The sequence below is a fragment of the Cellulophaga baltica genome, from assembly GCF_018861125.1.
Classification (GTDB): domain Bacteria; phylum Bacteroidota; class Bacteroidia; order Flavobacteriales; family Flavobacteriaceae; genus Cellulophaga; species Cellulophaga baltica_A.
The window spans coordinates 419,292-435,927 of the sequence record NZ_JAHKQN010000015.1; the positions used below are offsets into that span (position 1 = coordinate 419,292).

Annotated in this window: 15 protein-coding genes; 12 read left to right on the plus strand and 3 right to left on the minus strand. The window is 30.9% G+C overall.

Annotation, left to right across the window (positions count from 1 at the left end; all coding sequences use genetic code 11):
- The 4 genes from KO500_RS08065 to KO500_RS08080 are packed head-to-tail and all read left to right on the plus strand — an operon-like array spanning position 1 to position 1,986.
- Positions 1 to 705 carry a hypothetical protein gene (locus tag KO500_RS08065; RefSeq protein WP_252732448.1) on the plus strand — a complete coding sequence of 235 codons (705 nt, stop codon included), beginning with the start codon at positions 1 to 3 and terminating at the stop codon, positions 703 to 705.
- A 3-nt stretch (positions 706 to 708) separates the two neighbouring features.
- Positions 709 to 864 carry a hypothetical protein gene (locus tag KO500_RS08070; protein WP_215956012.1) on the plus strand — a complete coding sequence of 52 codons (156 nt, stop codon included), beginning with the start codon at positions 709 to 711 and terminating at the stop codon, positions 862 to 864.
- 47 nt (positions 865 to 911) lie between these two features.
- The gene (locus tag KO500_RS08075; RefSeq protein ID WP_215956013.1) at positions 912 to 1,676 is read left to right on the plus strand and encodes a hypothetical protein; all 765 of its coding nucleotides are present in this window, start codon (positions 912 to 914) and stop codon (positions 1,674 to 1,676) included.
- Positions 1,677 to 1,704: 28 nt separating this feature from the next.
- Complete coding sequence (locus tag KO500_RS08080; protein WP_215956014.1) at positions 1,705 to 1,986, plus strand: pyrimidine/purine nucleoside phosphorylase; 282 nt, start codon at positions 1,705 to 1,707, stop codon at positions 1,984 to 1,986.
- Positions 1,987 to 1,989: 3 nt separating this feature from the next.
- Here KO500_RS08080 and KO500_RS08085 read toward each other — a convergent pair whose 3' ends face one another.
- Positions 1,990 to 2,748, minus strand: a complete 759-nt coding sequence (locus KO500_RS08085; protein WP_215956015.1) for an XRE family transcriptional regulator — start codon at positions 2,746 to 2,748, stop codon at positions 1,990 to 1,992.
- A 116-nt stretch (positions 2,749 to 2,864) separates the two neighbouring features.
- Here KO500_RS08085 and KO500_RS08090 point away from each other — a divergent pair, with 116 nt between their 5' ends.
- Both KO500_RS08090 and KO500_RS08095 read left to right on the plus strand, forming a co-directional pair.
- On the plus strand, positions 2,865 to 4,124 hold the full coding sequence (locus tag KO500_RS08090) for a putative DNA modification/repair radical SAM protein (protein ID WP_215956016.1): 1,260 nt from the start codon (positions 2,865 to 2,867) through the stop codon (positions 4,122 to 4,124).
- Between the two features lie 9 nt (positions 4,125 to 4,133).
- On the plus strand, positions 4,134 to 4,907 hold the full coding sequence (locus tag KO500_RS08095) for a TIGR03915 family putative DNA repair protein (RefSeq protein ID WP_215956017.1): 774 nt from the start codon (positions 4,134 to 4,136) through the stop codon (positions 4,905 to 4,907).
- A gap of 19 nt (positions 4,908 to 4,926) precedes the next feature.
- Here KO500_RS08095 and KO500_RS08100 read toward each other — a convergent pair whose 3' ends face one another.
- Positions 4,927 to 5,451, minus strand: a complete 525-nt coding sequence (locus KO500_RS08100) for a hypothetical protein (RefSeq protein WP_215956018.1) — start codon at positions 5,449 to 5,451, stop codon at positions 4,927 to 4,929.
- A gap of 127 nt (positions 5,452 to 5,578) precedes the next feature.
- Here KO500_RS08100 and uvrA point away from each other — a divergent pair, with 127 nt between their 5' ends.
- From uvrA to KO500_RS08125, 5 genes are all read left to right on the plus strand, one after another.
- On the plus strand, positions 5,579 to 8,413 hold the full coding sequence (gene uvrA, locus KO500_RS08105; protein WP_215956019.1) for an excinuclease ABC subunit UvrA: 2,835 nt from the start codon (positions 5,579 to 5,581) through the stop codon (positions 8,411 to 8,413).
- 56 nt (positions 8,414 to 8,469) lie between these two features.
- A complete protein-coding gene (locus KO500_RS08110) occupies positions 8,470 to 9,156 on the plus strand; it encodes a TIGR00730 family Rossman fold protein (RefSeq protein WP_215956020.1) in 687 nt (228 codons plus the stop codon).
- Positions 9,157 to 9,163: 7 nt separating this feature from the next.
- Positions 9,164 to 12,004 (plus strand): metalloprotease, encoded by a 2,841-nt coding sequence (locus tag KO500_RS08115; protein WP_215956021.1) that lies wholly within the window; start codon positions 9,164 to 9,166, stop codon positions 12,002 to 12,004.
- 161 nt (positions 12,005 to 12,165) lie between these two features.
- Positions 12,166 to 14,577: an alpha-ketoacid dehydrogenase subunit alpha/beta gene (locus KO500_RS08120; RefSeq protein ID WP_215956022.1), complete on the plus strand. Its 2,412-nt coding sequence runs from the start codon at positions 12,166 to 12,168 to the stop codon at positions 14,575 to 14,577.
- Positions 14,578 to 14,713: 136 nt separating this feature from the next.
- Complete coding sequence (locus tag KO500_RS08125; protein WP_215956023.1) at positions 14,714 to 15,094, plus strand: DoxX family protein; 381 nt, start codon at positions 14,714 to 14,716, stop codon at positions 15,092 to 15,094.
- Position 15,095: 1 nt separating this feature from the next.
- On the opposite strand, the gene holA is transcribed toward KO500_RS08125, so the two are convergent.
- Positions 15,096 to 16,094, minus strand: a complete 999-nt coding sequence (holA, locus tag KO500_RS08130; protein ID WP_215956024.1) for a DNA polymerase III subunit delta — start codon at positions 16,092 to 16,094, stop codon at positions 15,096 to 15,098.
- 26 nt (positions 16,095 to 16,120) lie between these two features.
- On the opposite strand from holA, the gene KO500_RS08135 reads away from it, so the two are divergent.
- The gene (locus KO500_RS08135) at positions 16,121 to 16,567 is read left to right on the plus strand and encodes a type I restriction enzyme HsdR N-terminal domain-containing protein (protein ID WP_215956025.1); all 447 of its coding nucleotides are present in this window, start codon (positions 16,121 to 16,123) and stop codon (positions 16,565 to 16,567) included.
- The last annotated feature ends 69 nt before the right edge of the window (positions 16,568 to 16,636 follow it).

The following is a 16,636-nucleotide window of genomic DNA, read 5'->3' on the forward strand; positions in this document are numbered from 1 at the left end:
ATGAAAAAAATATTCAAATTTTTATTGTTCGTTTTAGGTTTTTTAATTGTTACATTAACAATACTTTATGTAATTTATAATAAACCTTTACCTGAAGGAGAGAAAACTAATAAAGCTGATGTTTTGGCTCATAAGATGTTGACGGCTATTAACAACGATGCATATAAAAATGCAAAGTTTTTTGAATGGTCATTTGCTGGCGGATCACATACCTATAAATGGGATAAACAAAATGGTGAAGTAGATGTAACCTGGAGTGATAAATTGGTAAAACTTAATTTGGGTAATTCAAATAAAAGTCAAGTTTTTGAAAATGGAGCTGAAGTTATAGGAGATTCAAAATTTGATTTAATTACGACCGCTACAGATTATTTTAATAACGATTCTTTTTGGTTAGTTGCACCCTTTAAAATTTTTGATAATGGTACTACTCGTTCTATTGTAAATTTTGAAGACGGTACAGAAGGATTGATGGTTACTTATGAGTCTGGCGGCACTACTCCTGGTGATTCTTACGTATGGAAATTGAATGAAAAAGATTTGCCCATAAGTTATCAAATGTGGGTAAAAATTATTCCTGTAGGTGGTTTAGAAGCTACATGGGATAATTGGAAACAAATGGAAAATGGTATTTATTTACCTACATCACACAAACTCGGACCTATAACTTTAGACATGGGCAATGTTCGTTCTTACAATCAATAAGTTATGACTAAGAAAGGAAAAGAGAAAAATACTAAAAATAAAGCCAAGCACACCAAGCTAATGAATCGGAAGATTAATAAATTACGTGATGAAAAAGTAACTAGAAAAGAGCGTTTAAAAGAGATTATGAAAAAAGCTCAAGAGAAAGAGAGTAAGTAATAAACAAGCATTTTTTAATTGATATAGGTTGCTTAAAATAGATGATTTTGGAACAGTTAATAACAATTAGAAAACATACTATCACACTAATAAAGATTGAGAATAATTACAAGCATCACGGAACAGGTGTACTTATGGTTTTAAAAGATAAGTATTTACTTGTTACAGCAGGTCATGTACTTGATGATTTAGAAAAATTATTTATTCCATTGGAAAATGGAAAAATAATGTTTAAACCTGGTGGTAAATTAATTACCAATTCCGTTATAGAAGATAGAGAGAATGATTTTATAGATATTGGAGTATTAATTTTAGATAGAAATAGTGTAAAAGCATTAAAAACATCGTATCAATTTTTAAAAGAAGAACAAATTATAATTAATCACAATTTTTTGGTACAAGATGATTATTTGATTTTCGGGTTTCCATCAACTTGGTCAAAAAAATCGTATACGAGAAAATCATACCATATTCGTCCTTTTTGCAATTTAACTAACCCCGTAAATGTTTCTGAATATTCCAAATATAAAAGAAAAAGTTATTTAAATATAATTGTTAATTATAATAGGAAACAAACTTTAAATACAAAATCAAAAACTTTAAGTTTTGGTCCAGATTTATTTGGAATGAGTGGTTGTGGTTTATGGGATATATCCAATTTTCCCTTAGTACATTTAGTTGCAATAATGACTGATTGGCCAAAAGAAAACAGATCAAAAATAATAGGGGTAAGAATGGATATTGTCACTGAATTATTAAGGAAACAGTATCATTTAAATTTGCCTGAGTCTAATTTATTTAAATTATCATAAATTTGTATTTAAATACAAAAACTTATAAATGTTTAAAACAAATTCTTATTTTGACGATAAAGTAATATCAATAGCTTTTGAAAACCAAGAAGGTAAAGCTACAGTTGGTGTAATGGCTCCCGGTGAGTATACATTTGGTACTACATCAGTTGAATTTATGACTGTAGTTTCTGGTGAAATGCATGTGCAATTACCTGGTAGTGATGATTGGAAAAATTATAAACCTTTTGAGACATTTAAAGTAGAAGCTGAGAAATCTTTTAATGTAAAAGTAACTACAGATACTTCGTATAGGTGTATTTATAAATAGGGCTTAGTTAATTCTTTTAAGTTGGCGTTTTAAATCATCCATGGATTCTTGTAATTGGCGTAATAATCCACTTTCGGTAGTAGCATCAACGTTGAAAGTAATTTTGCTATTTACTTCCCAAATTTCTTGAATTTGAAATGGCTTAATTTCATAAGGCGGATATGTTTCGTTCAGTGAAATTAAAGTTACGTTGTTTGAGTTTGGTTTTCGTTCTACTTTTTTTACTAAAACAGAATCTTGTAAAACAACAACATACATTTTGTTAGCACTCACGGCATCTACATGCTCAATTGCTTTAGCAAGCACCCACTCTCCTGATCTTAAATTAGGTAACATACTATCACCTTCAACTTGAAAACCTCTGTAGGTAGAATTTCTAAATTCTGGAATTGGTAAATCAAATGCTGGTAACTGTTCGTACCAACTGGTGTCTGCGATATTTTGAGGATAACCTGCCGCTGCTTTAGCATTTACTAAAACCATGTTTTCATTATCAGAAGCATTAACAGTAACAACCTTTGGAATAACGCTAGTCTGCGAGGTTTCTAAATACTTGTTTTCAGTTTCACCAAATAACCACAACGGATTAATCTTAAACTGCTTTAGTAATTCTGAAACTACTTTTCCTGATAATTTGGTTCTACCACGTTCAATATCTGCTGTGGTATTTTTAACACCTAGTAGCTTTGCAAATTCTGCTTGAGTAAAACCTAAATCCCTACGAATTTCAATAAAACGTTTTAAAGTAATTTCATTTTCCATACTAAATTATCTAAAGTGCTGTAAATATACGCTATTTGGATTATTTCCAAAAATAATATTGGATTATTTCCGTTTAAAGGAAATAATCCATAATTTTGGATTAATTACTGTTTGTTATGTCTTTTGAAAGAATTCGTGAAAAATTAAATATTTTAGCTGATGCAGCTAAATACGATGTGTCATGCTCTAGTAGTGGTAGTACACGTACCAACAAAAATAAAGGTTTAGGTGATACAGGTACAGGTATTTGTCATACATATACTGAAGACGGTCGTTGCGTTTCTTTATTAAAAATTTTAATGACCAACTACTGCATTTTTGATTGTGCTTACTGCGTAACTCGTAAGAGTAATGACATAAAACGTGCAGCCTTTAAAATTCAAGAAGTGGTAGATTTAACTATTAACTTTTACAGGCGGAATTATATTGAAGGTTTGTTCTTAAGTTCTGGTATTTTCAAAAGTGCTGATTATACCATGGAACGTTTGATTGCAGTAGCTAAAAAGCTTCGCTTAGAAGAGAATTTTAATGGTTATATACATTTAAAGTCTATTCCAGGAGCTAGCGATGAGTTAATGCGTGAAGCAGGATTATATGCAGACCGTTTGTCTGTAAACATTGAAATACCTACAATATCAGGACTTAAACTTTTAGCTCCGGATAAAAAGCATGAAGATTTTGTAAAACCAATGCTTAAGGTAAAGAATGAAATTATTCAATATAAAGCAGAAAAAAAAATTATAAAAAGCACACCAATATATGCACCTGCTGGGCAAAGCACCCAAATGATTGTTGGTGCTACTGGTGAGTCAGATAAAGATATCATGTACACCGCAAATCATTTTTATAAAAATTATAACATGAAAAGAGTCTATTATTCAGGTTATGTGCCAGTAATAGAAGATTCTCGTTTGCCTGCATTAGGATCTCAAGTACCAATGTTACGAGAAAACAGACTGTATCAAACAGATTGGTTGTTGCGTTTTTATGGGTTTAGTGTCAATGAGATTTTAAATGATGTAAACCCTAATTTAGATATTGATGTTGATCCTAAATTAGGTTGGGCTTTACGTAATATGAATGAGTTTCCTATTGATGTAAATACTGCATCACCTAAAATGCTAGCTAGAATTCCTGGTTTAGGTATGTATTCAGTAAGTAAAATCGTAAAAGCTAGAAAGTTTAGAAGATTGAATTGGTATCATTTAAAAAAGATAGGTGTTGCTTTAAATAGAGCGCAGTATTTCATGATTTGTGATGCAAATGAATGGCATCATAAAGATTTGCAACCAGCACAAATTAAAGGTTTAATACTTCAAAATTCGAAAGGCAAGTTTAGGTCGAGTTATAGTGCGCAGTTGAGTTTGTTTAATTAAAAAACAATTATGAATGAAGCTAAAAATTTAATTTACGACGGTTCTTTTAATGGATTTCTAACAGCGGTTTTTGTTGCTTTTGAAGAAAAAATTGAGGTTTCAAACATTCAAAATGAATCAATTGCGCAACAAGGTTTATTTTCTGATTCAGAAAAAATTTACACCGATGATGACAAAGCTAAAAGAGTCTGGAATGGTATTCAGAAAAAGAGTAAACAAGCTTCAAGTAGTCTTTATTTTGCTTTTTTAAGTGAAACTGATGGAATTGAACTTTTGGCATATTATTACATTCAAAAGTTATTTTCATATAAACAAAAAGTACATTTAAATTACGCTGATGATATTGTTTTAAAAATTAACCAAATAGCAAAATCTGTTGGAAGAGAAAAACACCGAATGGAAGCTTTTGTTCGATTTCAATTAACAAAAGATAGTATTTATTTCGCAAATATTGAACCTGATTTTAATGTATTGCCTTTGATATCAAAGCATTTTAAAGATAGGTATGCCGATCAACAATGGATTATTTATGATTTAAAGCGCAAGTATGGTTTGTTTTATAATCTTGAATCTGTTGAAATAATAGCTTTAGACCTTGATATAGCTCATACAAATAGTATTTATAAAAGCAGTGCATTTACTACTGAAGAACATGATTTTCAGCAATTATGGAATGATTATTTTAAAAGTACAAATATAAAATCTAGAATAAATTTAAAGTTACATACACAGCATGTGCCTAAAAGATATTGGAAATATTTGAGTGAGAAAAAAGCGATGTAATTTTCTCACTTAATAACACCTATTTTTTATCTCCAATAAAATTGTCACTTTGATTTTTAAACAAAACATTAAATGTAGTTAAGCTACCATAAATTCTAGTAATGTATTGTTGTAAATCAATTTTTTCTTGATCAGCAAGGTTTTTGCTAGCGTTTACTTTTTGTTCCATTACTCTAATTCGGTCACGAACCATTACTATTTTGTGAAAAAATGTATCAATTGGTATTTCTTTATCTGCTAAATTTGAATTTTTAGGAGACAAAATAAGCTTACCACCTTTCCATTTATCAGCTATTGGAGAAATCGAGCTTGCATCACTCCATTTTTGTAAAATAGAAATTAATGATTGTTCAACTTCAGAAAAACTAATTGTATCAACTTCATCATCAATGGCTTCAATTACCTCAAAATCAGTGTCTAAATCAATAGTTTCTAATCCGTTTTCAATAAAAGTAACCCAGTAATGTTTTGAAGTTACATTTGTTATTACACCATTACCATATTCTTGATGTTTTATTCTTGAGCCAATTCCTAATAATTGCATATCTTAACTAACTTTTACGTTTACACTGCTAATTTATGTTAAGCTTTTTAATTGACAAAAAATCAAAATTGAAGTGATTACTAATTTAGAAGTCAAAATCGTATTTTTGCAACCTTTGCTATAGAAAATGATAAATTACGAAGAGAACATTGAGGTTAAAGGTGCTCGCGCGCATAACCTTAAAAATATAGATATTACCATTCCTCGCGAAAAGCTTGTTGTGATAACAGGACTTTCTGGTAGTGGAAAGTCATCCTTAGCTTTTGATACGATTTACGCTGAAGGGCAAAGACGTTATATTGAAACTTTTTCGGCATATGCTCGACAATTTCTTGGAGGATTAGAGCGCCCCGATGTTGATAAAATTGACGGACTTTCACCGGTTATTGCAATTGAGCAAAAAACTACTTCAAAATCGCCACGATCTACCGTAGGCACGATTACAGAAATTTATGATTTTTTACGCTTGTTATACGCTCGTGCAGGAGACGCATACAGTTATAACACTGGCGAAAAAATGGTGAGTTATAATGATGAGCAAATTCGTGATTTAATTAAAAAGGATTACGATCAGAAAAAGATAAATATTCTTGCTCCAATTATAAAATCGAGAAAAGGTCATTATCGAGAATTATTTGAACAAATAGCTAAACAGGGCTTTGTTAAAGTTCGAGTTGATGGTGAAGTAAAAGATATCACAAAGGGAATGAAAGTGGATCGTTATAAGGTTCACGATATTGAAATAGTTATTGATCGATTAAAAGTTATTGATACAGAAGATTTTGATAAACGTCTTGCTGAAACTATTAACACGGCTATGTATAGTGGTGAAAATGTGTTGATGGTATTAGAAGAAGGTGAAAAATTAGCGCGTTATTTTAGTCGTGACTTGATGTGCCCAACAACAGGTATTTCTTATCCTAATCCTGAGCCTAATACATTTTCATTCAACTCACCAAAAGGTATGTGTCCGCATTGTAGTGGTTTAGGACATGTTTATGAAGTAAATGAAACAAAGATATTCCCTAACAAAAAGTTGTCAATAAAAGCAGGTGGAATAGCACCTTTAGGTGATTATAAAAAATCATGGGCTTTTAAGCAGATAGAAACTATTGGGCAACGTTATAAATTTGAATTAACTGATCCAATTGAAAAATTATCAGATGAAGCTTTAAATGTTCTTTTAAATGGTACTGTAGAAAGTTTTGAACTCGATTCAAAAACATTAGGTGTAAAGCGTAATTATAAAATTGATTATGAGGGTATAGCTAATTTTATAAAATCTCAATTTGAAGAAGCTCCTTCAACAAGTATAAAACGTTGGGCTAAGGAGTTTATGGATAAAATTATCTGTACTACTTGTGATGGTTCTCGTTTGCGTAAAGAATCTTTAAATTTTAAAGTAAATGAAAAAAATATAGCAGAACTAGCGCATTTAGATATTTCAGAATTAGCAGTATTTTTTAAGAAACTTCCTGATGATATTAAAGGAAATCAACTTAAAATAGCATCTGAAATAATAAAAGAGATTAGTACCCGAATTCAATTTTTATTAGATGTTGGGTTGGATTATTTGTCATTAAATAGAGGCTCAAAAACGCTTTCTGGTGGTGAAGCACAACGTATTCGATTAGCGACCCAAATAGGTTCGCAGTTGGTAGGTGTTCTGTATATTTTAGATGAACCTAGTATTGGTTTGCATCAGCGCGATAATGAAAGGCTAATTAAATCATTAGAATCGCTTCGTGATATTGGTAACTCTGTCATTGTTGTAGAGCATGATAAAGATATGATTGAACGTGCTGATCATGTTATTGATATTGGACCAAAAGCAGGTAAACATGGTGGTGAAATCATCTCAGAAGGTAAACCAGAAAACCTTAAAAATTTTGATACTTTAACGGCGCAATATATAACAGGAACAAAAGAAATTAAAGTCCCGGAAAAAAGAAGAAAAGGGAACGGTAAAAAAATTGTGCTTTCAGGGTGTACTGGTAATAACCTGAAAAATGTTACAATTACACTTCCATTAGGCCAGTTGATAGGTGTTACGGGTGTTTCAGGTAGTGGTAAGTCTACATTAATAAATGAGACCCTCTACCCTATTATGAATGCTCATTATTTTAATGGTGTTAAAAAACCAATGCCTTATAAGAAAATTACTGGCCTTGAGCATATTGATAAAGTTATTGATATTAACCAATCACCGATTGGTAGAACTCCAAGATCAAATCCTGCAACGTACACAGGTGTATTTAGTGAAATAAGATCATTATTTGCAAAAACTCCTGAAGCTTCTATTCGTGGCTACAAACCAGGAAGGTTCAGTTTTAATGTAAAAGGAGGTCGCTGTGAAACTTGCCAAGGTGGCGGTTTAAGGGTTATTGAAATGAACTTTTTGCCAGATGTTTATGTAGAATGTGAAACCTGCAATGGTAAACGTTTTAATAGAGAAACATTAGAAATTAGATATAAAGGAAAATCAATTGCTGATGTTTTAGAAATGACTATTAATGAAGCCGTGGAGTTTTTTGAACTGATTCCAAAAATCTACAGAAAACTGAAAACCATACAAGATGTTGGTTTGGGGTATATTTCATTAGGGCAACAATCCACAACACTTTCTGGTGGTGAAGCGCAACGAATTAAGTTGGCCACAGAATTATCTAAAAGAGATACGGGTAATACATTCTATATCTTAGATGAACCTACAACTGGTTTGCATTTTGAGGATATAAGGGTGTTAATGGAAGTTTTAAATACTTTGGTCGACAAAGGAAATACGATCTTAGTAATAGAACACAACATGGATGTTATTAAAATGGCAGATTATTTAATAGATATTGGTTATGAAGGTGGAAAAGGTGGCGGAAAAGTTGTTGCTAAAGGTACACCTGAAGTAGTTTGCAAAGATAAAAAAAGTTATACGGCTAAGTTTCTAAGAAAAGAACTAGGTTTGTAACTGCTGTAAAATTAAAAAATAAGCTTTAAAAAGCACTAAAATAGACTATATAACATATGAGAAAAGAACAACATCATAAAGGTTGGAATGAAATTAAAACAAATGATTCTTGGGCATTATTCAAAATCATGGGTGAATTTGTAAACGGATTTGAAAAAATGAGCCAAATCGGGCCTTGTGTTTCAATTTTTGGTTCTGCAAGAACTAAAGAAGATGATAAATATTATCAATTAGCTATTGATGTTGCTAAAAGTATTGCCGAAGCTGGTTACGGAGTAATTACAGGTGGTGGACCAGGAATTATGGAAGCTGGTAATAGAGGTGCTCATGCTGCAGGTGGAACTTCTGTAGGTTTAAATATTGAACTTCCTTTTGAGCAACATGATAACCCATATATTGACAGTGATAAGAGTTTGGATTTTGATTACTTTTTTGTTAGAAAAGTAATGTTTGTAAAATACAGTCAAGGTTTTGTAGTGATGCCTGGTGGTTTTGGTACTCTTGATGAACTTTTTGAAGCAATGACATTAATACAAACTAATAAAATTGAAAAATTCCCAATTATATTAGTAGGCACTGATTTCTGGAAAGGACTTATGGATTGGGTAAAAGAAACAATGCTTAGCCAAGGAAATATTAGTGCTAAAGATTTAGATTTAATTAAACTTGTAGATACGAAAGAAGAAGTGGTTGATATTATCGATTCTTTCTATAAAGGACATTTACATAGTCCTAATTTTTAAAAATTATATGCTTAAAAGGAAATCTGATTTCTTATTAGCGACCTATTTATTTGCTTTTTTAGCTTTATTTACAATAAGCGTACAAGGTCAACATTATAATAAAATTACCGCTGAATTGCACGGTAATACTAGTACTATTGATATCATTCAAGAATTTAAATACTATAATTCTTCGAATGATACACTTAGTATTTTATATTTTAATGATTGGATTAACTCCTATAGTAATAAGAATACTCCTTTAGCAAAACGTTTTGAAGAGCAATTTAAAAAAAGCTTGCATTTAGCAAAAGATGAAGAACGTGGATATACAAAAATTTACAGCATAAGTGACGAGCAGTTTAAAGATGTAGATTGGTTTCATACTTCTAACGATGATATTCTTGAGTTTCATCTTAATAAACCAATAGCTCCAAAAGAATCAATAACTTTATATTTTACGTATACGAGTAAATTACCTTCTAGTCGCTTTACCAATATTGGATATGATTCTAGAGGAGAATTTTATTTAAAAGATTGGTACTTAACTCCTGCGGTATATGATGGTGAATGGCACTTATACTCCAACAAAAATCTAGAAGATTTATATACTGGAATAGCTAATTCAGATATTACCTTTAAATACCCAAAAGATCTATTTTTAAATTCAAATTTTGAAAAGTTAAAAGAAGAAGAAGTAAACTCTTTTAAAGAAGCTCATCTTGTTGCAGATTATAGAAAAAGTTGTGATCTAATCTTATTAAAAAATCCAAGGTTTACAAAGCATCAAATCGGTAAAAATACTATAGTAACTGATATTAATGTTTCAAAGTTTGATGAAGTATCAAGATCTATTGCTATAAATAAAGTATCAGAATATATTTTTGAGCATTTGGGTAGCTACCCGCATACTGAAATGTTGGTGAGTACATTAGAGTATCGAAGAAACCCATTGTATGGTATTAATCAATTACCTTCATTTGTTCGGCCTTATAAAAGTGATTTTCAGTTTGAGCTTAAGTATTTAAAAACAGCCTTAAATAGTTTTTTTAATGAAACATTGTTTTTAGACCCAAGAAAAGAGCGTTGGGTGAATGATGCTTTAGTTAATTTTATGATGATTGCTTATGTTGAAGAGTATTACCCTGATCAAAAGCTTTTAGGAAACCTTTCTAAAATATGGGGTTTTAGAAAATATAATTTAGCTAAAACGAAATTTGTAGAGCAGTATCCGTTAGTATTTATGCATACTGCCCGAAAAAATAATGATCAATCTTTAACAACTTCAAATGATTCTCTAGTTAATTTTAATCAAAAAATAGGAAATCGCTACAAAGCTGGTGCTGGTCTCTCCTACTTAGCTAATTATGTAGGTGAAGATGTGGTTTATAAAAGTATAAAAGAGTTTTATGCCTATTACAAATTAAGACCTGTGACGGCTATGGATTTTGAAATGGCTTTAGAAAAGAACGTTGATAAAGATATTTCGTGGTTTTTTGATGAATATGTGACAACAAATGATCGAATTGATTTTAAAATTAAAAAAGTAGAAAAAACAGTAGATTCTTTAAAAGTAACTTTAAAAAACAAAAGTGGAACAAATGTTCCTATTTCTTTGTTTGGTATTGCTAAAGACTCGGTGGTTTCAAAATATTGGATTGCAAATATTGATAGCTCTAAAACGTTTACAATCCCTAAAAATGGTGAAGATAAACTTGTTTTAAACTACGATAAGAGTATCCCAGAATTTAACCAAAGAGATAACTGGAAATCTTTAGGAGGGTTTTTATCGGGTAATAAAAAACTGAAATTTCAATTTTTTAAAGATACCGAAGACCCTTATTACAATCAGATTTTTTATATGCCATCTATTCGTTATAATTTATATGATGGTATTACACCAAGTATTAAAATAAACAATAGTACTTTTTTAGACAGGCCGTTTAACTTTAGTATTAACCCTGCTTACGCAATGAAAGAGAAAACATTGGTGGGTGGTGCAAGTTTTAGTTATAAGAAATTTCACAATAAAACAGGATACTATTTATCAAGTTTTGGTTTAAGTGGTTCTACGTATCATTTTCAAGTAGATTCGCGTTATGCGATTATAACTCCTTTTGCAAGTTTTGCTTGGCGACCAGATTACTTCAGGTCTAATAAGCGAAATTATCTAAATTTTAGATACATAAATATTTTTAGATCTATTTCCGAGGAATTAACTGATATTGAAACCACTCCTGATTACAGAGTTTTTAATGCTAGATACGGTAGTTATGATAAAGGTATTATCAATTATTACTCATGGTTGGCAGATTTTCAATATGCAGGTGATTTTACAAAAATTTCATTTGAGATTGAATACAGAAAACTATTTCAGAATAATATGCAGTTTAATACACGTTTTTTTGCTGGTAAGTTCTTAAATGACAATACGAATACAGATTTTTTCAGTTTTGCTTTAGATAGGCCTACAGATTATTTATTTGATTATAATTATTTAGGTAGGTCAGAATCTTCAGGTATTTTTAGTCAACAATTTGTTTTAGCTGATGGAGGTTTTAAATCAAAACTAGATAGTCCTTTTGCAAATGACTTTATAGTAACTACAAATAACAGTATGAGCGTTTGGCGTTGGATTGAGCTTTATGGTGATTTAGGTTTAATTAAAAATAGGAATGAAAATGCAAGATTTGTATATGATTCAGGTGTCCGTTTAAATTTAGTGACAGATTATTTAGAGTTTTATCTTCCTTTGTACTCTAATAATGGTTGGGAAGTAGGGCAACCAAATTATGCCGAAAAAATTCGTTTTGTTATCAGTTTACAGCCAAAGACAATTACAAGGCTTTTTACTAGAAAATGGTTCTAATTTTCTTAGAAAATTCTTAGAATAATTAAATTAAAATATGAATTTGTTAATTTAATTATCAAATATAAGATAAAACTTAAAAATTATATGATATTAATACCAATATTCGGATTGTAAAATTCAATGATTTTTGGTATTTTTGCAAATATATAAATTCTGTAATGAAAGTAAATTTGCAAACTAGTAACGATATTTCTTTTGATGATTTTAAAACTCAAATTTTAAAAGATTATGAAACGGCTGTTACCAGTAGAGAATGTAGTTTACTTGGTAGACGAGAAGTACTTACTGGAAAAGCAAAATTTGGAATTTTTGGTGACGGTAAAGAGTTACCGCAATTAGCAATGGCTCGTGCTTTTAAAAATGGAGACTTTAGAAGTGGTTACTACCGTGATCAAACATTTATGATGGCAATTGGAGGTCTTACACCTAAAGATTTCTTTCACGGTTTATATGCAACTACAGATATCGAAAAAGAACCCATGAGTGCTGGTAGGCAAATGGGAGGTCATTTTATGACCTATAGTTTAAATGAAGATGGTAGTTGGAAAGATTTAACCGCTCAAAAAAACAGTAGCGCAGATATATCTCCTACTGCAGGACAAATGCCTAGACTTTTAGGTTTGGCACAAGCTTCAAAAATATATAGAGAGGTTGAAGGTATTGATACTACAAAATTTTCAAAAAATGGTAATGAGATTGCTTGGGGTACCATTGGTAATGCAAGTACAAGCGAAGGACATTTTTTTGAAACTATAAATGCAGCAGGTGTTTTACAAGTACCTATGGTGGTTAGTGTTTGGGACGACGAATACGGTATTTCAGTACATGCAAAACATCATACTACAAAAGAAAATATTTCAGAAATATTAAGTGGTTTTCAAAGAACTGAAGACGTTAAAGGTTTTGAAATTTTAAAAGTTAACGGTTGGGATTATACTGCTTTGATCCATACCTACGAAAATGCTTCTGATATAGCACGACAAGGGCATGTTCCTGTTCTGATTCATGTTAAAGAATTGACCCAACCACAAGGGCATTCTACTTCTGGTTCTCATGAACGATATAAAGATAAAGATCGTTTACAGTGGGAAAAAGATAATGATTGTAATAAACGATTTAAAGAGTGGATTGTTGAAACTGGCATTGCAACAGAAGAAGATTTAGCACTTGTAGATAAAAATATAAAGAAAGCGGTTAGAGCTGCTAAAAAAGAGGCTTGGGCAGAGTTTTTAGCACCACACAAAAAAGCAAAAAAAGAATTACTTGATATACTTGAAAAGTTATCAATTGGTAGTACTAATAGGGTATTTTTGTCAAAATTAAAAAATGATTTAATTGCGGTTGATGAGCCAATAAAAAAAGACCTTATATCTAAAGCAAGAAAAGCACTTAGGTATGTAATTGGTGAAGAAAGTGAAGCTAAAGAGGAATTAATAGCTTGGATTGATGCTTTTTTTGAAGAAATTCAACCTAAGTATAGTTCTCATTTATATAGTGAACTACCTAATAAAGCAACTAACATACAAGAGGTTGTTGCTACTTATGATAACGATGCAGAAAACGTTGATGGTAGAGTTATATTAAAAAGTAATTTTGATAAACTTTTTAGTACTTACCCTGAGGCTTTAGTTTTTGGAGAAGACACTGGAGCTATCGGTGATGTTAATCAAGGTTTAGAAGGTTTACAAAGTAAATACGGAGCATTACGTATTGCTGATACAGGTATTAGAGAAACAACGATTATTGGTCAAGGTATTGGTATGGCGCTACGTGGCCTAAGACCAATTGCCGAAATACAGTATTTAGATTATTTATTATATGCTTTACAGACATTAAGTGATGATTTAGCAACACTACTCTATAGAACTGCAGGGAAGCAAAAAGCACCTTTAATTGTTAGAACAAGAGGGCATCGTTTAGAAGGTATTTGGCATTCAGGTTCACAAATGGGAGGTATTATCAACTTTTTAAGAGGTATGTACATTTTAGTGCCTCGTAACATGGTTAAGGCAGCAGGTTTTTATAACACACTTATGAAAAGTGACGAACCTGCAATTGTCATTGAAAGTCTTAATGGTTACCGATTAAAAGAAAAATTGCCTTCGAATATTGGTGAAATATGTACGCCTATTGGCGTTGTTGAAACTGTAAAAGAAGGAACAGATATAACTGTAGTTTCATACGGATCAACACTGCGCATTGTCCTTCAAGTGGCCCAGGAACTTAGGGAGGTTGGTATTAATGCCGAAGTTATTGATGCTCAAAGTTTATTGCCTTTTGATATTAATCATGATGTGCTTAAAAGCGTTGAGAAAACAAATAGATTGTTAGTTGTGGATGAAGATGTACCTGGTGGTTGTTCAGCTTACTTGATTCAAGAAATTGTTGAAAATCAAGGTGGTTATATGTATTTAGATAGTGCGCCACAAACTTTAACAGCTAAGGCGCATAGACCAGCATATGCATCAGACGGTGATTATTTTTCCAAACCCAATGCAGAAGATGTTTTTGAAAAAATTTATGGAATGATACATGAAACAAACCCTATAGATTATCCAAAATTAAAGTAAAAATACGCTGGTAAGTAATCCTTGTCTTACATTGGAGGTTCTGCGTATTATTTATCTTAAAATTTTATTAAAACATATGAGTTTAGCCTAAAATTATTGCTATTTTTAAATCATTAGAATCCCCTTTAATACAATTATGCAGAAGAAAATTTTTAATGAAGTAGGTTTGTTGTTATTACGTGTTGTTCCATCTTTATTGATGATAACTCATGGTTATGGAAAATTTCAAAAATTAATAGCAGGTGGTGAAATTAAATTTGCAGATCCAATTGGTATTGGAGCAGCTCCTTCTCTATTTTTAGCTGTAGTTTCTGAGCTAGTCTGTCCAATTATAATAATATTAGGGTTTAAAACAAGATGGGCTGCTGTTCCTGCAGCAATAACAATGGTTGTAGCGGCTTTTATTACTCACGGATCTGATCCAATAGCAACTAAAGAATTAGCATTACTTTATTTAACAATTTTTGTAGTTATTATTATGGTTGGTCCTGGTAAATATAGTATTGATAGAAAATAAGTTACATAATTTTTACTAGCAATTCTTTGAGTAAGTCTTTTTGAGCAAGGTTTGCTCCAACACCTTTGCCTTTAACATCTAATTCACGTAAAGCTGCAATTACTCCACTAACTTTTCTCATTGGGTAATTTTTAGCGGCAACTTGATATTCTTTTACAAAATAAGGATTTACACCTAGTACTTTAGCTACATTTTTTGGATTATGATCACTTAAGCCATGGTATTGTAATAATTGTGTAAAGAAGGTATTAAGCAAGGTAACCGTTAGTACAAACGGATTGTCTTTTGGATTTTGTGCAAAGTAATTTAAAATACGGGTAGCTTTGGTAACATTACGCTCCCCTATTGCTTTTTTTAGCTCAAAATTATTATAATCCTTACTAATACCAATATTTACTTCAATAGCTTCAGGAGTGATTTCTTGTTCTTTAGGAACTACTAATTTTAGTTTTTCAAGTTCATTATTTATTTTGCCTAAATCGGTACCTAAAAACTCAACTAATAATATTGCGGCTTTAGGTGTTATTCTATATCCTTTCCCAGCTAGTACTTTTCTAATCCAATCAGAAACTTGATTTTCATATAGTTTTTTACTTTCAAAAATTACACCTGATTTTTGAACAGCTTTATATATTTTTTTACGCTTATCAAGTTTTGCATATTTATAACAAACAACCAAAACAGTAGTTGGTTGCGGGTTTTCTGCGTACGATGCTAAATTTTCGATAGTTCTTGATAAATGCTGTGCTTCTTTTACGATAATAACTTGGTGTTCGGCCATCATTGGGTAGCGCTTGGCATTACTTACAATATCATCAACAGTAACATCCTTACCATAAAGTACCATTTGATTAAAACCACGTTCTTCTTCTGATAGTACAGTATTTTCAATATAAGCAGCTAATTTATCAATATAATAGGCCTCTTCTCCCATTAAAAAATAAATAGGCTTTATGTTACCTGCTTTAATATCGTTAACTATTTTTTTTACTTCATCCATTCAGAAAAAATCATCAAATTTGTGTCATGCAAGTTTTAAATTTTAAACCTTATGACTTTCGTTTCAAAAATAGCGAAAATAAAATCTATATTTTTGATGTCATACGCAAAAAATTTGTGGTTCTTCAGCCTGAAGAATGGGTTAGACAACATGTAGTTCACTATTTAAATAAAGAAAAAAAATATCCATTAAGTCATATAAATGTTGAAAAGCAATTGAAGGTTAATAACTTAGCACGAAGGTATGATGTAGTTGTTTTTAAACCTAATGGAGAGATTTTTATTTTAGTAGAATGTAAAGCCCCGGAAATTGAAATTACTCAAAAAACTTTTGATCAAATAGCAAGGTATAATATGCAATTGCAATCAAATTTTTTAATGGTGACGAATGGGTTAAATCATTTTTACTGTAATATGGATTTTGAACAAGAAAAATATACCTTTTTAAAGGATATTCCTGATTTTAGCCGTTAATTTGCCAACTGAAATCTAAAATTAATACCAATTGTCTTTATATAAAGGTAATTACATGTAAAAAGAATA